This is a genomic window from Bradyrhizobium sp. ORS 375, from assembly GCF_000239775.1.
Classification (GTDB): Bacteria; Pseudomonadota; Alphaproteobacteria; order Rhizobiales; family Xanthobacteraceae; genus Bradyrhizobium.
Window position 1 is genome coordinate 1 of the sequence record NZ_CAFI01000198.1, and the last position, 24,078, is coordinate 24,078.

Annotated in this window: 20 protein-coding genes; 8 read left to right on the top strand and 12 right to left on the bottom strand. The window is 65.3% G+C overall.

Annotated elements, in window-relative coordinates; genetic code table 11:
• The first annotated feature begins 391 nt into the window (after positions 1–391).
• Positions 392–2,236 (top strand): hypothetical protein, encoded by a 1,845-nt coding sequence (locus BRAO375_RS16905; RefSeq protein WP_139031401.1) that lies wholly within the window; start codon positions 392–394, stop codon positions 2,234–2,236.
• On the opposite strand, the gene BRAO375_RS37445 is transcribed toward BRAO375_RS16905, so the two are convergent.
• Positions 2,207–2,686 carry a hypothetical protein gene (locus BRAO375_RS37445; RefSeq protein ID WP_139031402.1) on the bottom strand — a complete coding sequence of 160 codons (480 nt, stop codon included), beginning with the start codon at positions 2,684–2,686 and terminating at the stop codon, positions 2,207–2,209. The two genes, BRAO375_RS16905 and BRAO375_RS37445, sit on opposite strands and share 30 nt — an antisense overlap.
• 363 nt (positions 2,687–3,049) lie before the next feature.
• Here BRAO375_RS37445 and BRAO375_RS16910 point away from each other — a divergent pair, with 363 nt between their 5' ends.
• On the top strand, positions 3,050–3,709 hold the full coding sequence (locus BRAO375_RS16910; RefSeq protein WP_009028682.1) for a hypothetical protein: 660 nt from the start codon (positions 3,050–3,052) through the stop codon (positions 3,707–3,709).
• 72 nt (positions 3,710–3,781) lie between these two features.
• Here BRAO375_RS16910 and BRAO375_RS16915 read toward each other — a convergent pair whose 3' ends face one another.
• Complete coding sequence (locus BRAO375_RS16915; protein WP_009028683.1) at positions 3,782–6,322, bottom strand: response regulator; 2,541 nt, start codon at positions 6,320–6,322, stop codon at positions 3,782–3,784.
• Between the two features lie 384 nt (positions 6,323–6,706).
• Between BRAO375_RS16915 and BRAO375_RS16920 the strand changes: the two genes are divergently transcribed.
• From BRAO375_RS16920 to BRAO375_RS16930, 3 genes are all read left to right on the top strand, one after another.
• The gene (locus tag BRAO375_RS16920; RefSeq protein ID WP_009028684.1) at positions 6,707–7,915 is read left to right on the top strand and encodes a molybdopterin molybdotransferase MoeA; all 1,209 of its coding nucleotides are present in this window, start codon (positions 6,707–6,709) and stop codon (positions 7,913–7,915) included.
• Between the two features lie 213 nt (positions 7,916–8,128).
• Positions 8,129–8,827, top strand: a complete 699-nt coding sequence (gene lexA, locus BRAO375_RS16925; protein ID WP_008960206.1) for a transcriptional repressor LexA — start codon at positions 8,129–8,131, stop codon at positions 8,825–8,827.
• Between the two features lie 326 nt (positions 8,828–9,153).
• Complete coding sequence (locus tag BRAO375_RS16930; protein WP_009028685.1) at positions 9,154–9,594, top strand: hypothetical protein; 441 nt, start codon at positions 9,154–9,156, stop codon at positions 9,592–9,594.
• Positions 9,595–9,790: 196 nt separating this feature from the next.
• Here BRAO375_RS16930 and BRAO375_RS16935 read toward each other — a convergent pair whose 3' ends face one another.
• On the bottom strand, positions 9,791–12,082 hold the full coding sequence (locus tag BRAO375_RS16935) for a ComEC/Rec2 family competence protein (protein ID WP_009028686.1): 2,292 nt from the start codon (positions 12,080–12,082) through the stop codon (positions 9,791–9,793).
• A gap of 142 nt (positions 12,083–12,224) precedes the next feature.
• On the opposite strand from BRAO375_RS16935, the gene BRAO375_RS16940 reads away from it, so the two are divergent.
• On the top strand, positions 12,225–12,437 hold the full coding sequence (locus tag BRAO375_RS16940) for a hypothetical protein (RefSeq protein ID WP_009028687.1): 213 nt from the start codon (positions 12,225–12,227) through the stop codon (positions 12,435–12,437).
• A 233-nt stretch (positions 12,438–12,670) separates the two neighbouring features.
• Here the strand turns inward: BRAO375_RS16940 and BRAO375_RS16945 are convergent, their stop codons facing one another.
• A complete protein-coding gene (locus BRAO375_RS16945; RefSeq protein ID WP_009028688.1) occupies positions 12,671–14,359 on the bottom strand; it encodes a glutamine--tRNA ligase/YqeY domain fusion protein in 1,689 nt (562 codons plus the stop codon).
• A 136-nt stretch (positions 14,360–14,495) separates the two neighbouring features.
• Here BRAO375_RS16945 and gltX point away from each other — a divergent pair, with 136 nt between their 5' ends.
• Positions 14,496–15,920 (top strand): glutamate--tRNA ligase, encoded by a 1,425-nt coding sequence (gltX, locus tag BRAO375_RS16950; protein WP_009028689.1) that lies wholly within the window; start codon positions 14,496–14,498, stop codon positions 15,918–15,920.
• 331 nt (positions 15,921–16,251) lie between these two features.
• Complete coding sequence (gltA, locus tag BRAO375_RS16955; protein ID WP_009028690.1) at positions 16,252–17,556, top strand: citrate synthase; 1,305 nt, start codon at positions 16,252–16,254, stop codon at positions 17,554–17,556.
• 455 nt (positions 17,557–18,011) lie between these two features.
• Here gltA and BRAO375_RS16960 read toward each other — a convergent pair whose 3' ends face one another.
• From BRAO375_RS16960 to BRAO375_RS38875, 8 genes are all read right to left on the bottom strand, one after another.
• Complete coding sequence (locus BRAO375_RS16960; RefSeq protein WP_009028691.1) at positions 18,012–18,533, bottom strand: hypothetical protein; 522 nt, start codon at positions 18,531–18,533, stop codon at positions 18,012–18,014.
• Positions 18,530–19,099, bottom strand: coding sequence for a type II secretion system protein GspM (gene gspM, locus BRAO375_RS16965; protein ID WP_009028692.1), 570 nt, complete (start codon positions 19,097–19,099; stop codon positions 18,530–18,532). Before gspM ends, BRAO375_RS16960 begins: the two co-directional genes overlap by 4 nt.
• Entirely contained in the window at positions 19,096–20,211 is a 1,116-nt protein-coding gene (locus BRAO375_RS16970; RefSeq protein WP_009028693.1) for a PilN domain-containing protein, read from the bottom strand. The genes gspM and BRAO375_RS16970 overlap by 4 nt, the downstream gene beginning before the upstream one ends.
• A gap of 35 nt (positions 20,212–20,246) precedes the next feature.
• Positions 20,247–22,013: a GspE/PulE family protein gene (locus BRAO375_RS16975; protein WP_009028694.1), complete on the bottom strand. Its 1,767-nt coding sequence runs from the start codon at positions 22,011–22,013 to the stop codon at positions 20,247–20,249.
• Entirely contained in the window at positions 22,010–22,843 is an 834-nt protein-coding gene (locus BRAO375_RS16980) for a type II secretion system minor pseudopilin (RefSeq protein WP_009028695.1), read from the bottom strand. Before BRAO375_RS16980 ends, BRAO375_RS16975 begins: the two co-directional genes overlap by 4 nt.
• A 13-nt stretch (positions 22,844–22,856) precedes the next feature.
• Entirely contained in the window at positions 22,857–23,537 is a 681-nt protein-coding gene (locus BRAO375_RS16985) for a prepilin-type N-terminal cleavage/methylation domain-containing protein (protein ID WP_009028696.1), read from the bottom strand.
• Positions 23,538–23,540: 3 nt separating this feature from the next.
• Positions 23,541–23,975 (bottom strand): type IV pilus modification PilV family protein, encoded by a 435-nt coding sequence (locus BRAO375_RS16990; protein ID WP_009028697.1) that lies wholly within the window; start codon positions 23,973–23,975, stop codon positions 23,541–23,543.
• On the bottom strand, positions 23,972–24,078 hold a 107-nt coding region (locus BRAO375_RS38875), incomplete at its 5' end, for a type II secretion system protein GspG (protein WP_035640722.1). The genes BRAO375_RS16990 and BRAO375_RS38875, both read right to left, overlap by 4 nt.

Consider the following 24,078-nt stretch of genomic DNA (forward strand, 5'->3'; position numbering starts at 1 on the left):
ATTCCCTGCGCGGTGGTTTTCACGCTTACTTCGCGCTCTCCCCGGTGCCCGGCTTGTTGGCCACCGTCGCCGACGGGATCATCATGCCCGCCAGCTTGACATCGGCTTCGGGATGCCAGAACCACGCGACTTGACGTCCACAAGCTGCCGTTCGTCCGCGCGCCATCGAGCACGCTGCGACATCCTGCGGCCACCGCATCCCGCGCTCCACGGTCCGTGACGATCGCGAAGCGCCCCTCCTGTCGAGCACGGGACCAAATCAACATAGCACGGCATTCGGAAAAGGAGAAGTACATTTCTCTAGCGCACCGGCGGTGAGGGATCTGCTTTCCTCAGCGCCCGAATCAAAAAATATAGAACTCTATTGACTTTGCTACCAGAGGGCGAAACGATGGCGATGTTGCCTGAGGAAACCCATACCAAGCCCTGTATTGCGGTGGGACCGTCACTTCGTGACTTCGACGCAGCGCCCCCTGATCCGCCTATCACATTGCCCTACTTCGTCTATCGGCAGCTATGCTCAGAGCAGAATTTCTTTCCTTCCAAGCTGGGGCCAACGATGCGCTTCTCCTTCCTGGTGACCTCCATTATTGTTCTGCTATGCACTGCAAATTCAGTTTCGGCTCAAACCCAGGAAACTACTTTGCCGGCACCCGGGACGATCTCGGTTGACGTGCGACCACCGCAAAAGCCGTCCGCCGAACAGATCACCCGATACAAAGAAAAAGCACGTCTTCTGGAAGAGCACGACGTGCCGGTTCAGACACTCGCCGCAGCCATTCCATTCTCATCACGATTGTCCAACAACAGGGTGGCAACGATAAAGCCGCGGCCTCAATCGCTGTTCTCTGACGGCATCAACGTGAAGGATCAGATCGACACGACGAAGCTCGCAGGCATGGACTACCATTACGTGTCAACGGTAGCGGAGCCGTCAGCAGCCGTTGCTGGTGATAAGATCCTTATCGCGTTCAACTGGGGAGCCGTTTGGTCTACCGACAGGGGCAAGTCTTTCCAACAACTCGATCCATTTTCGCTATTCGATCAGCCGCACGCCGTCGTAGGCCGCGGATTCTGCTGCGATCAGCTTGTCTTCTACGACAAGCCGCGCGATCTGTTGATATGGCTTCTGCAAGGATCGGACGGAGGTGATGGAAACACGGTCCGCTTGCTGTTTGCCAAATCGACTGATCTCACTCCCGGGAAGCAACTCCAGTGGCATGTGTACGATCTCAGTCCCGCTACGATTGGAGGGTGGACAGGCGAATGGTTTGATTTCCCGGACATGACCACGACCAATCAAAACCTGATCATCAGTTTCAATCTATTCTCAAGCGCCGATGATCCTCCCGAGTTTCGACGATCCGCGATACTTCGCTTGTCATTGGACGAGCTTGCGAACTATGGACCGACACGACTGACCTTCCAACAAGATGAATGCAAATGCGCGTTCTCTCCTCGGCTGACTCAGGGCAACGCGAGCACGGTGTATTGGGCCACGCACGAGGACACTGCAACTCTTCTGGTGCGTTCTTGGAGCGACGGCGAGACGTCGGCGAAGGCTCGCCAGCGGGTGAAGATCGAGCCTTATCAGTATCCATCCGGCGGCGCCGAGGGACCAAACGGGAAGCCATGGCTCGCGAGATTAGATGATCGAATCACGGCTGGCTGGATAGCTGACGGGCACATCGGCTTCGCGTGGAACTCGGGCCCCATTGGAGACGGCTCGGGAGTGGCGCGCTACCCCCTGCCGCACATACGCGTGGCGATCATCGACGCCTCAAACTTGACCAGCGGCTCGCCGATGATCCACCTCTCTGAGAGCTCTCAACCTCACATCTGGAGTTCTGCCTACGCTTTCGCTTATGCGACAGCAGCCCCGAGCCAGAGCGGCGATATCGGCGTCGGCCTGTATTTTGGCGGCAGAACCAAGTACCCGAGCGCCGCCGTCGGCTTCCTGCGATCTGTAGCCGGCGAGTGGAAAGTCACACTTACTGTCGCCGTCGAAGGACAGAACACACCGAGGTGCCCAGACTCCTCCGGGATCGACAATCGTTGTGGTAAATGGGGAGACTATCTGGCGATCAAATCTGATCCGAGCACGTCGAACGGCTGGTATCTCGCAGTAGCAACGGAGCGTGATACCGATCCAAATCAACAACCTCAGATAGCGGTCTCGTTCATACCGTTCCGATCCACTCCGCAGTCAGCGATAGCTAGCCCTCAGGGCAGATAGGATTTGCCGAACAGCTTCCAAATCAATCCGCGGCGAAGATAGCTGGTAGCTTATCCGTTGAATTGCCGCCTGGTTATCGTCTTCGACGACCGCCTGCTTCTGAGGCCGGCTCGGAGTGGGGACATAGGTATGAGTCTTGCCGAGCCTTTCGTACAACTCTGCCGGCGACGGTCGTTGCGGCGACGCCGGTCCAGATGGTGTCACGCCCGTGACCCCAGGCTGAGACAGCTCAACCTGCCCGTTTTGACATTGTAGACCGGCCTGCAAAGCCGCCTTGAGCAGGGTCAGCCCTGACCTGATTTCCGCGTCCGACACGCTTTCGGCCAGCGCTCGTTCAACCCTGACCATCTGCGACGCAACGTTCGACCGCGCGGCGGTGCAGTGTTCGCTTGCAGCGGCCGCAACAGAAATCAAGCTCGCGTCGAAGCACGCGCTTCCGCCGAGCAGCAAGATCAGCGTCCACCTCAATCCGCAGGGTCCATCGCTGTTAGCTCTTCGTCGAAGTGGGCTGCGGTCAGGTTTTTTCAATACCCTGAGCGCAAAACCTTCAGGGATAATCGATCGCCTTGCCCCAAGACGTTGAGGATCTCCGTCGTGCAGCCGTTGCTGTCGGTTGGCTTCTGCTGCGACGCTGGTGTCGCCAACGCGGCGAACAAGGATCGCGCAGTGCTATTTCGATTGCAGCAATCATTGAACGCCGCGTAACATGACTTGATGAGCCGCATCGATCCTGAAGTCGTTTGCCTGCGCGACCGGCCGGACCTCATCCCGCGCGTGTTCGCGCCGGAGCTCGACGCGGTCTGGCCGGAGTTCATGCGGCAGGATCGGACAGCGATGCTGTATTACGGCGAAGCTGCGTTCGAGCACTACGCGGATTGCGCCTTTGCAGCGCTCGAGGACGACAAGGTGGTCGGGCGCGCGTTTGCCATTCCATTCGCGTTCGGCATCGAGGACCGCCGCACGCTGCCCGACGCCGGTTGGGACGAAGTCATCCGATGGGGCCATGAGGACCGGATTCTTGGGCGGCCGCCGACGACCATGAGCGCGCTCGAGATCGCGCTGCTGCCGAAGGCGCGTGCGCCGGGCAGCTCACTGGCCATGCTGAACGCATTGAAGCGCTGCGCCCGAACCAAAGGCTTCGGTGAACTGTACGCGCCGGTGCGGCCGAACCAGAAGCATCTGACGCCGCAGACGCCGATGAGCGCCTATCTCGAGCAGCGGCGGGAAGATGGTCAGCTCGGGGATTCCTGGCTGCGCACGCACCTCGGCATCGGTGGCGAGATCGTCAAGCTTGCGCCGTGCTCGATGACCATCGTCGGCACCCTCGCGGAGTGGTCGCAGTGGACAGGCGTGCCGTTCGAACAGTCCGGCGAGATCGAGATTCCCGGCGCGCTGGTGCCGGTGGTCGTCTCGGCCGAGCACGGCTACGCGGTCTATGTCGAACCCAACGTGTGGATCCGGCACCGGACGTGAGAATTGCGGCGACTTGCCCAGCCGGTGCCTCAGCGGCCCTGTCCGTCGCACGGCGTGGACGGCGCCTTCGGGCTAGGCGTCGCCTTGCGCCAGCAGGTCCGCGGTTTCGCGTCGGGAGGTGGCGTGACGGCCGTGTCTGCCCCAGTAGGCGATGGCTTCGTAGAGGCGATCCGGCCGGATCGGCTTGGTCAGGAAATCGTCCATGCCGGCGGCGACGCACAGCGCGCGCTGGTTGGCCAGGGCGTTTGCCGTCAGCGCGATCACCGGCACGTCGGCAGCCTGGTTGCCGAGATCGCGGATCATCCGCGTGGCGGTGACGCCATCCATCTTCGGCATCTGCATGTCCATCAGGACAAGATCGTAGCGCTTGCGCTGAACGGCCTCGACCGCGTCCCGCCCGTTGTCGACCATGTCGGCGCGATAGCCCCGCCTGGCAAGCAGCCTCGCGATCAGATTACGGTTGATGTCGTTGTCCTCGGCGACGAGGATCTCGAGCGCTTCGTTGTCGTCGGGCAAATCGGGCGCGAGCGGCGCGATCTCCACCGTCTCCAGCGAAGCCAGCCCGCAGCGAACGGTGACGCAGAACCGGCTCCCTTGCCCTTCGACGCTGTCGAAGCCGATCGTGCCTCCCATGATCTCGGCCAAGCGCTTGCAGATCGCCAGTCCGAGACCGGTCCCGCCATAACGGCGCGAGACCGAGGTGTCGGCCTGGCTGAACGGCTGGAACAGCAGCTCCTGCGACTCACGCGCGATGCCGATGCCCGTATCGGTGACAGTGATGCTGAGCTCGACCTGATCATCCGAAAGCCATTCATGGGACGCCGTGATCACGACCGAGCCGCGCTCGGTGAATTTGAGCGCGTTGCCGACCAGGTTCAGCAGGATCTGGGAGATACGGTGGGGATCGCCGCGGAGCCGGCGCGGCGTTTCCTCCGCGAGCGATGCCTGCAGCGCGAGCCCCCGGTCTCGTGCTTTTGCTCCCATGAGCGCCATGACGCTGCCGACGACGTTATCGAGGTCGAAATCGATCGCTTCCGGGGTCACCTGCCCGGCTTCGAGCTTCGAGAAATCCAGGATGTCGTTGACGACGGTCAGCAGATTGCGAGCAGAGAGCTGGGCGATGTCCGCAAGCTCCTTCTGCTCGTGATCGAGCCTGGTGTCGGCCAGCAACCCGATCATGCCGATCATGCCGGTCATCGGCGTGCGGATCTCATGGCTCATGATCGCCAGGAAGTCCGACTTGGCGCGGCTGGCCGCCTCCGCCGCGTCCTTGGCGGCCGAGAGCGCCTCGCTCGTCGCGATCAACTCATTGCGCTGCTCTTCGAGGCGGTTTCGCGTCTGCGTCAGCTCCGCCAGCCGCTCGTCGAGCATCTCCGCCGCACGGACGCGCTCCGTGATGTCCTCGTGGATCGAGACCCAGCCTCCATCGGGCGTTGCGGCGCGCCTCACGGCGACGATGCGATCCTCTTCAAGCCGGATCGTATCCGTGCTGGCGGTCAGATCGAACTCGATGCCGCGCTCGGCGGACAGCGCCGCGAAACGGCTGAGCGGTGTGCCCGGACCGTAATCCTCGCGCTCGAAACCATAGAGCTCGGCAACCCTGCGGTTGGAGAGCACGAGCCTCTGATCCGCGCCGAAGACGCTGAGACCGTCCGGCATTGCATCGATGGCGATCTCGAAACGGTCGCGGGCCTCGCGCAGCTCGGCTGCCTGGTCGGCGAGTTTCCGTGTCGTGCGCCAGACGAGGGTGCCCAGCAGGATCATGATGGCAACGATGGCCCCCGCCTCGCCGACGCGGCGAAAGGTCGATTTCCACCAGGGCGCCAGCATCTGGTCCACATCGTGGGCCACGGCGACGACGATCGGATAGGTGTGGCCCTGCTCGTAGCTGTTGAAGCGGCGTACCCCGTCCGTGGACGAGGTGATCTCGAGGGTCCCCACTGGCGCGCGCTTGAGCTCGCGGAAAATGCCGCTGTGGCTCATGTCGCGGCCGACATTGGTGTCGGCAAACGGGCGTCGCACCAGCAGCGGACCATTGAGTGACGCCAACAGGATGGCGCCATTCTGCCCGATGTCCAGGCGCTCATAGAAGTCTTGAAAGTATTGCGTGCCGACGGCGGCGACGACCACGCCGCCAAAGCTGCCATCCGGGTGATTGAAGCGTCGCGTCAGCGGGATCAGCCATTGGTTGCTGGTCCGCCCGCGCACCGGCGCGCTCAGGCGCATGTCACGGTCGTCGTGATCACGGTGATAGATGAAGAACTCGCGGTCCGCGTAGTTCGCCGCGCCCTCCTCCGCCGCCGAGCTGACGAGGAGCGTCCCGGTCTCGTCCATGATGACCAGGCTGACGAGCTGCGGCATCCGCTGCAGTTCGTCGATGAACCAGGTCTTGAGCCGTTTGCGGCCGTCGCGATCCGGCACGCGATACCCGAGAACGGATACGGCTGCCACGAGGAGCGTGTCGGCCGTACGGAACGTCGACTCCGCGTGCTGCAGCAGGGAGCTCGTCAGATTGACGGTGTTCTTCTTGCCTTCGGCGAAGATTTCCGCGCGCCGATTGATCGCGCGCGACGCCTCTACGGCAGCGAAGGAGATGCACGCCAGCGCAATCAACGCAGCAGTCAGCAGCGGGGTCGATGCCCAGCCGGATCGAGCTCGACTAGACGCTCGGGGCATTCACTAACAATTCCTGATCTCAAATAACCTATGTTGCAAAAGGCAACGTCTTTGAAATTCGTTCTCAAAAACTGAAGAGACGCGAAAACACGCGGCTACCCCGTAGCACTGCGGTGTTCACCCGCCGGGCCGCTGCGCAGCGCGGCTGTCAGGAAGGGCGCGTCGCGGAACAGCGCGTCCGCGGAGGGCCGCGACGGCCTGAGATCGCGGCCAGGACGGGCCCTCCGGCGCTCCAGGCAGGGAGCTTAGTCCTTGGCCCGGCGGGTCGTGTTGGCTAGAAGGCAAGTCGTTCGACTCGTCCGCCCGTCCAAGGGAACTCCGATGGCCTTGATGCCGGTATCCGATGCGTTATCTGCGGTGCTCGCCGGCGCCGCGCCTCTGGCCGAGGAGATGGTCACGCTGGACGAGGCGCATCACCGCGTGCTGGCGCGCGACCTGGCTGCCTTGCGGACGCAGCCCCCGGAGGCGATGTCGGCCATGGATGGCTACGCGCTGCGCGCCGCCGATGCCGCGACCGCCGGGGCGCGCCTGAAGGTCATCGGCGAGGTCGCGGCGGGACGTCCGTTCGATCGCGTTGTGCGTCCCGGCGAGGCGGCGCGCATCTTCACCGGCGGCGTCGTGCCTGAGGGCGCCGATGCGGTCGTGATCCAGGAGGACACGCGCGCGGACGACGGCCATGTCGTGATCAACGAGGCGGCGATCAAGGGCCGGCACATCCGCCCCGCGGGCGTGGACTTTCGCCGGGGCGCGGTGCTGCTGCAGGCCGGCCGCCTCCTGAGCGACCGCGACCTGTCGCTCGCTGCCAGCATGAACCATCCGCTGCTGCCGGTTCGGCGCCGGCCGAAGGTGGCGCTGCTCGCGACCGGTGACGAGCTGGTGATGCCGGGCTCGACGCCCGGTCCCGGTCAGATCGTCTATTCCAATGGATACGGCCTGCGCGCGCTGGTGCGGAGCGAGGGAGCGGACGCGATCGACCTCGGCATCGCCGCCGATACGCTCGACGCGACGGTCGCCGGCATCCGCCGGGCGCGCGACGCGGAGGCCGACATCCTGGTGACGACCGGCGGCGCCTCGGTCGGCGATCACGACCTGGTCAAGCAGGCGCTCGACGCCGAAGGCGTCGAGATGGCGTTCTGGAAGATCGCGATGCGCCCGGGCAAGCCGATGATGCACGGCCGGCTCGGAAGCATGCGCGTGATCGGCCTGCCCGGCAATCCGGTGTCGTCCTATGTCTGCGCGATGCTGTTCCTGGTCCCGCTGATTCGCAGCCTGCTCGGTCGCGAGGCGCAGCTGCCGCGCGAGACCGCCCTGCTCGGCCGCGAGCTCGGGGCCAACGATTCGCGCGAGGACTATCTGCGCGCGCGGCTCGAAAAGCGCGCCGACGGCACGCTGGTCGCAACGCCCGTGACGCAGCAGGATTCCTCGCTGCTCGGCAATCTCGCGCTGTCGCAGGCGCTGGTCATCCGTCCGGCGTTCGCGCCGAAAGCCCCGGCCGGCAGCCCTTGCGAGATCCTGCGCCTGCCGCTCTGAGCGGATTTCCCCGGCAAACCCCGGTCCGTTCACCGTATTTTTAGGATTGCGGAACACACATCGAACATATAGTGTCCGTTCATGATTTGTTTTTAGTATGTTGCGGGCGAACGCGATCGTCCGACTCTCCACCGCTCTTCAGTGCCGGGCTTCAACGCTGGTTTGAGAGCATCGTGTGGGACTTGGGCGACACCAACCGGGGACAAGGTCGAGATGCTGACGCGCAAACAGTACGAACTTCTGCGGTTCATTAACGAGCGGCTCAAGGAAGCCGGCGTACCGCCGTCCTTCGACGAGATGAAGGATGCGCTCGATCTGCGCTCGAAATCCGGCATCCACCGCCTCATCACCGCGTTGGAAGAACGCGGCTTCATCCGCCGGCTGCCGAACCGCGCCCGCGCCATCGAGGTGATCAAGTTGCCCGAGCTGTCGCAGGCGGCCGGCAATCGCCGCGGCTTCACGCCGTCGGTGATCGAAGGCAATCTCGGCAAGGTCCGCACCTCGACGCCGGCGCTGGAGGATGGCGAGCGTCCGGTCGCGGTGCCGGTGATGGGCCGCATCGCCGCGGGTACGCCGATCGAGGCGCTGCAGACGCGCAGCCACACCATCAGCGTGCCGGCCGACATGCTCGGCAATGGCGATCACTACGCGCTCGAGGTGCGCGGCGACTCGATGGTCGATGCCGGCATCCTCGATGGCGACATGGCGCTGATCCAGCGCAACGAGACCGCCGACACCGGCGACATCGTGGTGGCGCTGATCGACGATGAGGAGGCGACGTTGAAGCGCTTCCGTCGCCGCGGCGCCTCGATCGCGCTGGAGCCGGCAAACACCGCCTATGAGGTGCGCATCCTGCCGCCCAACCGGGTGAAGATCCAGGGCAAGCTGGTCGGACTGTATCGCAAGTACTGAGAGCGCAGGCTCAAGCCGTCGCGGTCATGCACTGCGACTTGCATTGCGAGATGCAATAGCAACCGGCGGCGCGAAGACGCGCGTCGCTCAAAAAAACTGCGCAGCATCGCGCGCCGCTTAAAATCAGGTCACGCGCGAGCGCAGCTCATGATGTGCAGCGCGGCATGCTCAAACGCTTGTGATCGCAGGCAGGCTCGCGTGATGCAGATCAGCGCAGAATTGCCGCGAAGCGCGCGCTAACATCGCTCCCGATGTCCACTCTGATAGAGGCCTGCGCCTGTCCGGGGGGAGCGTGGGTCGGCTATCTCTGAACGAGGAGCGATCCGATGTGTGACTACAGCCTCCATGCCGTTGCCTCGCGTCCCGCCAAGGTCGGCGAGACGCTGATCTCGACGACCTTCCGCGGCACCGCGACCCGCGGCTTCGCGCTCGAAAGCGAGCCGACCGTTGCGGTGTGCATGCTCCCCGGCACCGAACTCGCCTTCGCCGAGGACGTCCGCTACGACAGCCGCTGGCTGTGGACCCGGACGATCCGTGAGCGCGTCGCCAAGTTCAACACCATCGAGAAGCACATCTCCGACCGTCATCACGACGCGATCGAGTTCGCCGACGGCCGCCATGTGCTGGTGACGCAGCTCTGCGAAGGCCAGCGCGTCACCGTGCTGCAATTGCCGGTCAGCAAGCAGCCGGGCGAGCGCCGCCCCGAGATCGCGACGGAGACGCCGGCACAGCAGCCGACGCCGATCCGCCGCATCAGCATCACCTGAGGCGCTGGTCGAAAGCCTGGTCGTCGCCTCGGATCGCGCGCTGACGCTGCAATTCCGGCCGGCAGTTGCCGCGCCGTGGGTTGCGGCGTCGGTGTCGTGTCCGGCCGTCCGAGGACAGCTGACGCACCTTGATGGACCTCGTTTTGATGGACCTCGTTGGAGCTGACCGACGCGAACTGATTAGTCCTCCCCGTGATTAGTCCTCCCCGGTTTGCTCGGTCTCCGGCGGGGTCGCGTCCTGAGCACGCGGCGTCGGCGCGCGCGGCGTCAGGGTCGCGTCGAACTCGCCGGCGTCGGCGGGAGCCGGCCACCACGGACGGTTGGTGCCGTCGGCACGCACGGGTGTGACGGCAAACCCCTTGTCACGCTGCACCAGCATCAAGGCGCCCTGCTGCTGCAGGCGCGGACGGTCGACGACGGCGGCCGCGCAGGACGACGGCGCGGCGCGCGCCGTCACGACGAGCGCGGCGCGGGCGCAATCATCGGCGAGCGCATCCGCTCGCACTGTCAGCGCGACGAGGCGGCCGTCGGCCATCCCCAGCACGCAGCCGGAGTCATCGCAGGACACGCCCTCGCCGAGAGACGAATCGGCCGGCAGCCGCGCATCGGCATCGGCCGCGAGCCACTCGCGGGTCACGAACACGTCCTTGCCGGTGCGCATCACATGCAGAAGCCCGTCGCGGCCGCGCACCGCGACCGCGCGGCCATCGCCGGAGATCAGGATGTCGGGCTGCGGCGTCGTGGCCGCCCATGCGGTCGCCGCGACGAGCCCGATCGCGCCCGACCAGCGCAGCGGCGTCCTGAGCAGACCGATCAGGATCAGGCCGAGACTGGCCACGATCAGCGGCCCGATGCCGAACGCATTGATGCGCCCGACGGCGCCGGGCAGCGCCGCGACCCAGCGCGTCACCGCGATCATCCAGTCGATGCCCCAGCCCATCAGCGTCCAGCAGGGACCGTCGAGGCCGAACGGCGCGGCCAGCAGGCCGAGCAGCCCGGCTGGCATCACCAGCACCGAGACCACCGGCATCGCCGCGAGATTGGCGAGCAGGCCGTAGGGCGTGATGCGATGAAAATGGAAGGCGGCATAAGGCGTGGTGGCGAGCCCTGCGATCAGCGACGCCAGCAGCAGCATCGAGAGCTCACGGCCGCCCCACAGCGCGATGCGCTGCGTCGTCGATGAGTCCGGCGTCGCAAACAGTTTCGGCAGACCGAACTGCACCAGCGCGACGAGGCCGAGCGTCGCCGCGAACGACATCTGGAAGCTCGGATGCACCAGCGCCTCGGGCGCGGCGATCAGCACGATCATCGCGGCGACCGCAAGGGTACGGAAGGTGACCGCGCGGCGGTCGACCATGACGGCGATCAGCACGACCGCCGTCATGAAGAAGGATCTTTGGGTGGCGACCTCCGCGCCCGACAGCAGGAGATAGAACGCCGCCGCGACCAGCGCCGCGGCCGCCGCCCATTTCTTGATGGGATGGCTCACCGTGAGACCTGGTATCAGCGCGAGCAGCGCGCGCACCGCGAAGAACACGACGCCGGCGACGACCGCCATGTGATAGCCGGAGATCGACAGCACATGGCCGAGGCCGGAAATGAACATCGCGTCGTTGACATCGGGGGTGATGGCGTCGCGCCGGCCGGTCAAGAGCGCGGTTGCGATCGCACGCTCATCGCCCGTGAGACGCGCGCGGATGCGCGCATCGATCGCGTCGCGCAGGCCCTGCATGGCCGCCGCGTAGCGCAGGCCGAAGCCGGCCGCCTGTGGCGGCATCACCGTTGATATCGCGCCCATCACGAAGCCGGAGGCGCCGATGCCCTGGAAGAACATGTCGCGGGCGAAGTCGTAAGAGCCGGGCCGCACCGGCGCGAGCGGTGGCAACAGCCGCGCCTTGAGCTGCACGAAGCTGCCGACATCGGGCGCGGTCCCCTTGCGCACTGCGAGCCGGACGCGGGCGATGGTCACGCTGCTGCGCTGGCTCTCCATCGACGTCACGCGCAGCACGATCCGGTCGCTGCGCTCGCGGATGTCGCGCATCTCGACGAATCCTGAGAGCGACACCGAATACAACGGCCTCGCCAGCACCGGATGAGCGACGCGCGCGGTCTTCACGGTGGCGACGGCAAATCCGGACGCTGCAGCTGCGATCATCACCGCCATTGGAAACAGCGGATGCCGGCGCAGCAGCACGGCGACGACGCCCAGCAGTGCCGCTGCACCGACGCTGATCCACAACACGGGCTCGTGATCGGCGGAGAAGTACAGCGCGATGCCCGCGCCGAACGCGACCGGCACCCAGGGCAGCAAACGGCCGGCGCCCGCCTCCTCCTGCGCCCAGCTCTTGAGCTTGGTCGCGAAGGACGGCCATGCGCCGGCACCGATCACAGGCCAGCCGCCGGCCAGCGCGCCGCGCGGCGGCCAGACATCGGCCATCACGCCCGCGATCCCGCGACGCCACCCCGGCGGCCGTACCGGCTCCGCCATGCCCACACCACCCGCTACCGCACAGGAGCAATCAGGCTACCCAAAGCTGCGCGAGCGCGCCTAGCAGAACGGAACGGGAATCCTGGGATTCTGCACGGTCGGCTGCGCTGGAACCTTTTGCATCGCACCCGCTTATCGGGACATGGACGCCCACGACATCGACGATCCCTTCGCCGACCTTGGTCTCGAAAAGGCCATCCAGCTGCGCTGGACGCTGCGGGACATCAAGGCGAACCGGCTCACCCTCTCGCCTGTCTCCGACGAGGACCTCGCGCTGCTGACCGAGCGCGGCCTCGTCGAACTCAGCGATGGCGTACCGACGCTGACGGATATCGGGCAGGACGCGATCGCGTAGAGCTCATGCGGCCGCCAGTCGGACGGCGCGCGCGGGGCTTGCAGCCGCATCTACCAGGGCGGCCTCCGGAACCGACACGCACATCAAGGTCGGAGAATTGCCGGCCGACAGCGTTGCCACGCTGCAGGCGCGCGCCGGAGACATTCGCCAAGGCCGAGCGCAGCTTCGCGGTCAACAACGCCATGGCCAAGTACACGGTCATGCCGCCTCGGATGGTATGACCGTGGTTTGGCTCAACCCTTCGCGACCTCCTTCGCGAAGGTGTCGCGCAGGCCGATAGTGCGGTTGAACACCAGCTTGTCGGGCGTGGAGTCCGCATCGCGCACGAAGTAGCCCTGGCGCTCGAACTGCATCGGCTCGGCCGAGTTGCTTTCGGCAATCGCCGGCTCGATCCGCGCGTCGGTCAGCACTTCCAGCGAGTTCGGGTTGAGGTCGGCGGTGAAGTCGGCCGCGTTCGGGCTCGGATTGGCGAACAGCTGGTTGTAGAGCCGGATCTCGGCTTTGAGCGACTGCGCGGCGGGCAGCCAGTGCATCGTCGCCTTGACCTTGCGTCCGTCCGGCGCGTTGCCGCCCTTGGTTTCGGGATCGTACGTGCAGCGCAGCTCGACGATCTCGCCGGCGTCGTTCTTGATGACCTCGCGGCACTTGATGAAATAGGCGTAGCGCAGCCGCACCTCGTTGCCGGGCGACAGGCGGAAAAACTTCTTGGGCGGGTTCTCCATGAAGTCGTCCTGCTCGATGTAGAGCTCGCGACCGAAGGCGATCTTGCGCGTGCCGGCCGAGGGGTCGTCAGGATGATTGATAGCCTCGAGCTCCTCGACCTGGCCTTCAGGATAGTTCTCGATCACCACCTTCAGCGGACGCAGCACCGCCATGCGGCGCTGTGCCGTGCGGTTCAGCTCCTCACGGATGCAGAATTCGAGCATGCCGACATCGACGATGCTGTTGGCCTTGGCGATGCCGATGCGCTTGGTGAACTCGCGCACCGCCGCCGGCGGCACGCCGCGGCGCTTCAACCCGGCGATGGTCGGCATGCGCGGATCGTTCCAGCCGGAGACGTGGCCCTCCTGCACCAGCCGCGTCAGCACGCGCTTCGACAGCAGCGTATAGGTCAGGTTGAGGCGTGCGAACTCGTACTGCCGCGGCTGCGACGGCACCGGCAGCTTGTCCAAGAGCCATTCGTAGAGCGGCCGGTGATCCTCGAATTCGAGCGTGCAGATCGAATGCGTGACACCCTCGATCGCATCCGACTGGCCGTGAGCGTAGTCGTAGCTCGGATAGATCTTCCAGGTGTCCCCGGTGCGCGGGTGATGGGCGTGCAGGATCCGGTACAGCACGGGGTCGCGCAGGTTGATGTTGCCCGCGGCCATGTCGATCTTGGCGCGGAGCACGCGCGCCCCGTTCGGGAATTCACCCGCCTTCATGCGCCGGAACAGGTCGAGATTCTCCTCGACCGAGCGGTCGCGGAAGGGGCTGTTCTTGCCGGGCTCGGTGAGCGTGCCGCGCGACAGCCGGATCTCCTCCTGGGTCTGGTCGTCGACATAGGCGAGGCCGGCCTTGATCAGCCCTTCCGCCCATTCGTAGAGCCGCCCGAAATAATCCGAGGCGTAGAACAGGTTGTCGCCCCAATCGTAGCCGAGCCAGCGCACGTCGGCCTGGATGGAATCGATGTATTCCTGCTCTTCCTTGGTCGGATTGGTGTCGTCGAAACGAAGATTGCAGCGGCCGCCGAACTCCCGGGCGATACCGAAGTTGAGACCGATCGACTTGGCATGGCCGATATGCAGATAGCCGTTCGGCTCCGGCGGGAACCGGGTGACGACGGTCTTGTGCTTGCCGCTGTCGAGATCGGCCTGGACGATGTCGCGGATGAAGTCGCGCCCTGCCTCTGCCGTCACTGCCGTGTCTGTCGTCGTGGTCATCAAGAATGTCCTGCTCCGGAATTTGCCAGCCTATCTGCCAAATCCGCCTCCCCCAAGGAAGGCTTTAGTTATGCGATAGGCCTGCTATACACCCCCCGCCCGCTTGAGCCCCTGCCTGGATTTCGTGCTGCCGCCCATGACCTCCCCGATCGTTACGCGCTTTGCCCCCTCCCCGACCGGCTTTCTCCACATCGGAGGCGCCCGGACGGCCCTGTTCAACTGGCTTTATGCGCGCGGTCGCGGCGGCAAGATGCTGCTCAGAATCGAGGACACCGACCGCGAGCGCTCGACCGATGCGGCCATCACGGCCATCCTCGACGGGCTGAAATGGCTCGAGCTCGATTGGGACGGCGAGGTCATCTACCAATATAGCCGCGCTGCCCGGCATCGCGAGGTCGCCGAGCAGCTGCTCGCCAGCGGCATGGCGTATCGCTGCTATGCCACGGCCGAGGAACTGGCAGCCATGCGCGAGAAGGCGCGCGCGGAAGGCCGCACCCGGCTCTACGACGGCATGTGGCGCGACCGCGATCCCAGGGAGGCGCCCGAGGGCGTCAAGCCGACTATCCGGCTGCGCGCGCCGCTGACCGGCGAGACCGTGATCGAGGACCAGGTGCAGGGCCGCGTGGTCTGGCAAAACGAGAACCTTGACGACCTCGTGCTGCTGCGAGGCGATGGCAATCCGACCTACATGCTGGCGGTGGTGGTCGACGACTACGACATGGGCGTCACCCACGTCATTCGCGGCGACGACCATCTGATCAACGCCGCGCGCCAGAAGCAGATCTACGATGCGCTGGGCTGGACGGTGCCGTCGATGTCGCACATTCCGTTGATTCACGGGCCCGACGGATCGAAGCTGTCGAAGCGCCATGGCGCGCTCGGCGTCGATGCCTACCGCGCCATGGGATATCTGCCGTCCGCGCTGCGCAATTATCTGGTGCGGCTCGGCTGGAGCCATGGTGACCAGGAGATCTTCTCGACCGAGGAGATGATTGCGGCGTTCGACCTGCCGGCCATCGGCCGCTCGGCGGCGCGTTTCGACTTCGCCAAGCTGGAAAACCTCAACGGCCACTATATCCGCCACAGCGACGATGCGGCGCTGGTGCGCCAGTTCGAGGACGTGCTGAATTACGTGCCGAACGGCGCCTCGCTGAAAGCGAAGCTCAACGACGCCACGCGGGCGCAGCTGAAGCAGGCGATGCCCAGCCTCAAGGAGCGCGCCAAGACCTTGCTGGAGCTGATCGACGGCGCCGCCTTCATCTTTGCCGACCGGCCGCTGCCGATCGACGCCAAGGCAGCCGCGCTGCTGACGCCGGAGAGCCGCGCCTTGATCGGCCGGCTGCACGAGGCGCTGGCCGCGGTCGAAACGTGGAGCGGACCGGCCACGGAAGCCGCGCTGCGTGCGTTTGCCGAGGCCAACAATCTCAAGCTGGGCGCGGTGGCTCAGCCGCTGCGCGCCGCGCTGACCGGACGGACCACCTCGCCCGGGATTTTCGACGTTCTGGCCATTCTGGGGCGTGATGAATCCCTGGGCCGCCTGCAGGACCAGACCACCGCATAAGGTCTCATTAACCCCCATCTTGCAGCGCACATGGCAATACGATACGCAGTTCTGCGGCACAAATTGGTATCCCGAGGCTTTGACAATCGTCACACGTTGCGGCGGGCGCGTTTGCGAAAGTGAAAGCCGAAGGACACTAGTAAGTATAAGATTCCAGTGCGGTTTCGGATTTGACCTTCGCTTAAGATGTTCGCGGCAACAGTGCCTCGGACGACGCCGACGGCAATGTCAGAGCCACCGCACTAGATAAAGTCCACCCGCCCTGCGATCTCTCACAAAGAACAAGGGCCAGCCTAACGATCAAGCCTAACGATCTCATCGGGGACCAACGATGGACGCAAAATCCGCAAGCAAGACCGCGACCCTCACCGTCGGCAACAAGAATTTCGATCTTCCGATCCTGAGCGGCACGGTGGGCCCCGACGTCATCGACATCGGCAAGCTCTACGCCCAGACCGGGATGTTCACCTATGACCCCGGCTTTACCTCGACCGGCAGCTGCCAGTCGAAGATCACCTATATCGACGGCGACGCTGGCGTGCTGGAATACCGCGGCTACCCGATCGAGCAGCTCGCCGAGAAGGGCGACTTCCTGGAGACCTGCTATCTCCTGCTGTACGGGGAGCTCCCGACCGCCGCACAGAAGAAGGACTTCGATTATCGCGTGACCCATCACACGATGGTGCACGAGCAGATGTCGCGCTTCTTCCACGGCTTCCGCCGCGACGCCCATCCGATGGCGGTCATGGTGGCCTCGGTCGGCGCGCTCGCCGCGTTCTATCACGACTCGACCGACATCAACGATCCGAAGCAGCGGATGATCGCGTCGATGCGGATGATCGCCAAGATCCCGACGCTCGCGGCGATGGCCTACAAATACACCATCGGCCAGCCCTTCGTTTATCCGAAGAACTCGCTGTCCTTCGCCGAGAACTTCCTGCACATGTGCTTCGCCGTGCCGTGCGAGGACTACAAGCCGAACCCGGTCCTCGCCGACGCGCTCGACAAGATCTTCATCCTGCACGCCGACCACGAGCAGAATGCCTCGACCTCGACGGTGCGCATCGCCGGCTCCTCGGGCGCCAACCCGTTCGCCTGCATCGCCGCCGGCATCGCCTGCCTGTGGGGCCCGGCCCATGGCGGCGCCAACGAGGCCGCGCTCAACATGCTGGCCGAGATCGGCACCGTCGACAAGATTCCCGAATTCATCGCCAAGGTGAAGGACAAGAACAGCGACGTGCGCCTGATGGGCTTCGGCCATCGCGTCTACAAGAACTACGATCCGCGCGCCAAGATCATGCAGAAGATGTGTCACGCGGTGCTCAAGGAGACGGGCCACGCCGACGATCAGATGCTCAAGGTCGCGCTCGAGCTCGAGAAGATCGCGCTCAGCGACCAGTACTTCATCGACCGCAAGCTCTACCCGAACGTCGATTTCTACTCGGGCATCACGCTGAAGGCGATGGGCTTCCCGGTCTCCATGTTCACCGTGTTGTTCGCGGTTGCCCGCACCGTCGGCTGGATCAGCCAGTGGAGCGAGATGATCGAGGACCCGCAGCAGAAGATCGGCCGCCCGCGCCAGCTCTACACCGGCGTCACCACGCGCAACTACGTCGAGCTCGACAAGCGCGGCTGATCGCGACGCGCGAGATGAATAATAAAGGCCCGTCCAGCACGCTGGGCGGGCCTCTTCATTTGCAGTGAACGTGGTGGCTTTGATCGTGCGCCGCTGAGCTGCTCGCATAGCCCGGATGAGCGAAGCGGCATCCGGATTCATCAGGACTGCCAGGGGAGACCCCGGATGCCGCTTCGCTCATCCGGGCTTCGAACTGGATGGTTGTTTTGTTGCGGCTAGCCGCGCTTGCGATCAAGCTGGCAAGCTGCCGTAGGGTGAGCGAGGCGGCCGCCGCCCACCGTCGATCGGCGAATTGAGCAGCAAGACGATCGGCACGATGCCATTGCAATTTCGCAAGGGGGGAGAGCACGGCTGCGCCTTCGCTCCACCCTACCACTCGTCGCCATCGACTCCCGGATCCTCAAAATGATCGAGACGATCCTGAGCCGCGGGCCTCGCGCGATCTCCGATCATCATCAATTTCGCGGATAGAGCTGCAGCTCGATGGTGCGTCCGGCCTGCTCGATCCGAACCCCCGAGGGATCGATCATCTTGACCTGCCAGCCTTGATAGGACTCGTTTTTTGTCACCCAGGAGCCGCCGCCGGGTCCGGACTTGCTCTGCAGATAGGCCTTGCTCACCCCACCGTGGATCATGACGCCACCCACCATGAGGCCGGGATCGGCCGCGACCAACGACGCGACCACTGGGGCAGGAAGAGGCCGCGGCGGCGGCGGTGGAGGGGCGACGAATGGCTCGCGCGAGCGGTAGAACACGGGATGAGCGGTGATCTCGGCATAAGCGTCGACGGGCGGTCGTCCGGCAAGGCTTGCGACCGATCGCGGCAGCGCCGCTTCCCAGGCCGCGCGCGGCAGACCGACCGTCTCGTCTCCAAACGCCAGCATCGACAGCTTTGCTCCCAGCATCAGATTGACCGTGCCGAGGACCGCCAGCACGCCAAGCCGCGGAGACCCGCGCCATCTCGCCCGCAGTCTCATTGAACCGCTCCATAGACGTCGAGCTGCGCCTGCAGAACTGGCTCCTCTATTTGCCCCTGGCGCAAGGCGGCCCCGCTCTTCAGGCTGGCGCTGGACACGAACAAATAGGGCTTTGCACTCTCGATCGCATGCACCACGCGCATCATCGCCGGTAACGGACCCGAACAGTCGAGCCGCACACCGCTGTACCTGATCTGATCGACCGTCCGGCCCGGCAGGGACTGAACCGCGCGCGCCTGGGCGCCGGCATTGCCAAGGATCGCCTTCAGACGAGTCTGGAGATCAGCCGCGATCACGTTGTCATTGGCGCCGGCGAGAAATTCTCCGCTCTGAAATTGCGTCTCCGTCTCGGACGCGAGAGCCTCGATGCGCGGGGCCTGCGCGGCAACCGCTTTCAGACGAGCCAGCAGCCGCTGCTGGTCCTGAATGCGCGCATCGCGCTCGGCGAAGACAGCGACGACGGGCATCACACACGCCCAGGCGAGCAGTCCCAAGACGGCCAAGTTTGCGAGAACGAACAGGCTCGGGCGCACGAGCTGCGCATCGAACCGAAACCAGCCCTTCATTGTGTCGCCTCCTTGGCTGCATCGGGCATACGGACTCGGGTCTGCAGCGAGAAGCGCTCCCGCCCCTCGATCGGATCCATCGCGACGGGGGAGGTCAATGCGGCATCGACGAACAGCTTCGATCCGTCGAAAATGCCGACGAGACTTGGCGCCGCCGTCGAAAATCCCGTCAGCGTAACCGAGACACTGCGCGCATTGGCGCCCTCCGTCAGTCTGAGCTCGGTCAACCAGGAATGCGCCGGCAGAAGGCGTGTGACTTCATCCCAGACGTCGATCAGCCCCGGCTGCTCGTGACGCTGGAGACGAAGCCGGGCAAGCGCAGTCCTGCGCTCGCGCAACTGCTCCATGGTCGCGCGCACCCGCTCCGCGCTGCGGCGCGCGACCGCGATATCGGACTCGAGCCGGTCGAGCGCGGCCTGTTGCCGAACATAGGTCAGGCCGGCCACCATGCCGGCAAGAAGCACAGCGCTGCAGCACAGCGCTGCGAGCGCAACCCTGTAGGGCTGGCGTCCCTCCGCCTCGCGCGCAAGACGGATCGTCGGCGCGGCGTCACCGAAGACAACAAAGCGGATCTGCTCGAGCGACATGCCGACTTGGTCGGCCGCCTCCTTCACGTGCTGGCGCCGCGTCACCCACTGCTGAACCGCGATCCGGCCGTCCGCCGCGGTGCTGGCGGCATGATCTGAATAGATGTCGTCCGCCTTGAACGGTGTCCTGCGCAGCAGGTCCTGCGGCACGATGGAATCGACCGCGCCCCGCGCCTCGGGCGGGAGCAAGATGTCGCGACGGTACACGCTCGTCTCAGGCAGGCGCAGCCCGAGCGCGACCTCATGCCGATCGAGTCCATGACGCGTCAGCAGCGCGCTGATCGCCGCCTCCGGCTCCATCGACGACGTCTCCGAGGTGTCCAGTCCCGCTCTCGGATCGGTCAGCCTGAGGCTGACCCCACCGTCACGGCGCACCAGGACGAGCCGAGGCCGTCCGGCTACGAACAAAACGGCAGCAAGCCGCGACGGCAGCAGATTGATGAACTCCGCGCGCCACCAGCCGGCAATCCGTTGGATGAGCTCACCCGGACGCGCCGCCCGCGTCGCCGTCAGCAATGCTCCCATCATCCCGTTCCCCCGTCATGCTCGCGGCCGCGCCGTCACCCCATGCGCGTCGCACGCAGCACTTCATCGATGGTCGTCTCGCCCTGCCAGACCTTTCGTACGCCAACATCGTACATGCTCTGCATGCCACGCTCGCGGGCGGCCCGTTCGATCGCGGTGTCCGCCGCCTTTGCCAGGATCAGCCTCTGGCCATCGTCGTCGACCACCAGCATCTCTGCGATGGTGGAGCGGCCGGCAAAGCCCGTATGGCCGCAATCCGCGCAGCCCTGCGGCTGGCGAATGTCGGCAGCACCACGCGAGCGGAGACCGGGAGCGGATCGTTCGAAACTCTCGGCCCAGAATGACGCCTGCGGGTGGCGACCTGCGCAGGCCGTACAGAGCTTGCGAACCAGACGCTGCGCGATCACTCCCTTCAGCGTCGACGCCAGCAGATAGTTCTCGACGCCGATGTCGATCAGGCGCGTGATGGCGGACGCGGCATTGTTGGTGTGGAGCGTCGACAGCACGAGATGTCCCGTCAACGACGCCTGGATGGCGATGCGCGCCGTCTCGAGATCGCGGATCTCGCCAATCATGATGATGTCCGGATCCTGCCGGAGCATCGCGCGCAGCGCGTGGGGAAACGTCAGGCCGATGTCCGACTGCACCTGGACCTGATTGATCCCGGGCATCTGGTACTCGATCGGATCCTCGACCGTGAAGATCTTGCGCTCGGCGTTGTTCAGCGCCTTCAGCGCCGTATACAGCGTCGTGGTCTTGCCGCTGCCGGTCGGCCCTGTGACCAGGATGATTCCGTTGGGCTGCTGCAGCAGCGACCGCAGCGTCGCGATGTGCTCCTCGGAGAAGCCGAGCTCGGCAAAGTCGAGGCTGACGCGGTTGCGGTCGAGGACGCGCAGCACGACGCTTTCGCCGAACGCGGTCGGGATGGTCGAGACGCGGAAGTCAATGTCGATGCCGCGTACCGCGATCTTGATGCGCCCGTCCTGCGGCAGTCTGCGCTCGGCAATGTCGAGCTTCGACATGATCTTTACACGTGAGGTGATCGCCGCGCGCAGATCTGCCGCGAGCGCCTGCACCGTCCGCAGCACGCCGTCGATACGATAGCGAACCAGCACCTGGTCGACGTTCGGCTCGATGTGAATGTCGGATGCACGCGCTTCCACCGCGTTGGCGATCACCTGGTTGACCAGCCGGATGATCGGCGCCTCGCTGGCGAGATCGCGCAACCGCTGAACGTCCGCCTCGTTGGCCTCGGCGCCGCCGCTTAGCCGGCTGTCGTCATGACTCGCGTTGATCGGGTACAGCGCGCCGCAGGCCTTGTCGAAATCGGCCGCCGTGAACAGGCGCATGTCGACGGCCAGTCCTGTCAGGAAGGCCAGCGCCCGGACCGGGTCGTGGTTGAACGGATCGGTCACACCGACCGACAGCCGGCCGTCTCTGCGACCGAGCGGCAGCACCCGGTTGTGACGCACGAATGCAGCCTCGACCAGCTCCGGCAGGACGGGTTCGATCGGAACCTCGTTCATCCGCACCAGGTCGAGCGCCAGATATTTCGACAGCGCGGTGACGAGGCCCACCTCGGACACGAGCCCCAGCTTGGTCAGCACCATGTCCAGCCGGTCGCCCGTGGTCAGCGACGCTCGCCTGGCCCGATCGAGGCTCATGCGATCGAGGATGCTCTCCGCCAGCAGGAAGTCGCCAAATCCGTGCAGCAGCTCAGCGCGGTCGAGGCCACCCATGGCGGACAGAGCGCCAGCGATGGCAGCGGGCGTGCGGTGGGCCATCATGGCGTGATCGCTCATCTCATGCTCCAGCTCAGCACCCAATAGGGTTGCTGCGGATTTTCCGTCAGTCGAACCGCGACGTCGCCGACGACCGTACGAGATGCGTCGGAGAACTCCGTCCTGATGGTGAAGGCACGCCCGCGCAGCGCTGTCAGCGGATTCCCTTCGATCGGCCCTGCCCTGCTGTCCACGCTTGCACGCGCAGCAGCTGCTGCTTCTGCACTCTGCGCGGTCATCCCCGGCAGGACGCGCAGCACCTCAAGGGGCGCAAGCTGCGGATCGACGAACTGTCGCCCCGAATGCACCGTGAGCGCCGGCGCGACGCGCGCGAAGATCTCGGGCGTCATGCCCATCACCAAGCGCAATTCGTCGACGCTCTGGAACGGACCGTTGCGCGGCCGATAGGCGGCATCGCGCGCGGCGTAGTCGCGGTCCTTGGCGCCGTTGAGATGCTTCAGAGCCGTTGCGGTTCGCCAATCGACGATCTTGTCGGTCAGGCGCGCGGCGGCCTGCGCGTCCAGCCCCGCCGACTGCAGCAGGCTGCTCAGCATGGCCTCGTCGGTCTGGTTGAGGTCGATCCTGCCGAGCTCGTCCTGGAGCCGGATCGAAAGCTGCGTCCCGTTGAAATCGAGCCGGTAGGGCCGGCCGTCGGCACGCCAGCGGCGCTCCGCTCGCGGCTCCAGCAGGCCATCGATGGCGGCGTTGACGCCGGCTTCGACCAGAGCATTGAAGCCGGCTTGCGCGATCGTGTTGTGCGCCAGGCTGTAAGAGACGCTGCTCGACCATGACAGCGACAGCGCCACCACCATCAGCAGTGCAACTCCCCAGAGAACAGACATCACCGGCATGTCGCCCTCCCCGCTAACGTCCGCGACAGCGCATGGTGAGCGCGTCATAAACGCAGGCCACGTCGGCCTGCAGACGCGGCACGATCACGAACTCCGGCCAGTTGCGCCCGTCGCCGGGAGCCATGACAACGCGCAGCCGGATCAGGCCCGGCGGCTCGATCTGCTGCTGCCAGGTCGTGCTGAAATCTGCCTGGCCGGTCGACGCGCCCCTTGGGGCATAGCTGAATTCGACACGGTCGATGCCCGACACCAGGAGCGTGCGCTCCGGCTGCTGTTGGACCGCCAGCTCCGGAACGGCCTGCAGCACGAGGTCGACGCGGTTGCGCCGATGATCGGCGAAGAGCTTGAAGCGGAACCGGCCAGCGCCGCCCGAGACTGCCGGCGCATCGCTCAGGAATTCGAGGCTCTCGGCCTGGCCGTCGAAATCGATCCGGCGCTGCGCGGTGCCCTCGCCGAGCATCATCGGATAGAGATTGCCGATCAGCCGCCGCAGCACATCCTGGGCCGCAAGCTCGCGCTGAAACGCCTCGGCGCGTGCGCTGCCGCTGCGCCAAGCCTGCAAGCCGAACCGCAGGCCGTCGAACAGCACGACGGCGAGCAGGCTGAACAGCGCAAGCGCCACCAGCGCCTCGACCAGCGTGAAGCCGGCCTCCTCGTCGTCGCGTTCGACGGATTGCGGCGACGTGATCCGCATCGCTCACCTCGACGCGGATTGCGACGGCGTCACTCTGGGACCGAGACGCAGAGTCGACAGCACGTAGGAGCGCGTGTCCTGACCTTCGCGCCAGCCCACCACGACGGAGACCTGATACAGCTCGATCGGCCGCGCCTGTTCTGCCGGACCCGCGCGATACGGCTGGATCGCGAGCTGCCAGCGATAGCCGCTCGGCTCCGTGCCCTCGCGCGTCTCGATCCGAAGCGGACTGACGGCCTGCGCCAGCACCGATTGCGCCAGCGAGACGGCGCCGGCCAGCCGCTCGGCCATCCCTGTTCGCGCCAGCCCCGTGGACAACAGGCTCATCACAATCGTCAGGCCGAGCGACAGCATGCCGAGCGCGACGATGACCTCGACCAGCGTGAAGCCAGCCTCATCCGCGTCTGCAGAGCGCGTCATCGCCGCGACGGGGGTCATGGCTGCCAGCTCGTCACATTGGCATTGGCCGTGGTCTCGTCCTCGCGCCCGTCGGGGCCGAGCGAGACGATGTCATAGGCGCCGTGCTGGCCTGGGAATTTGT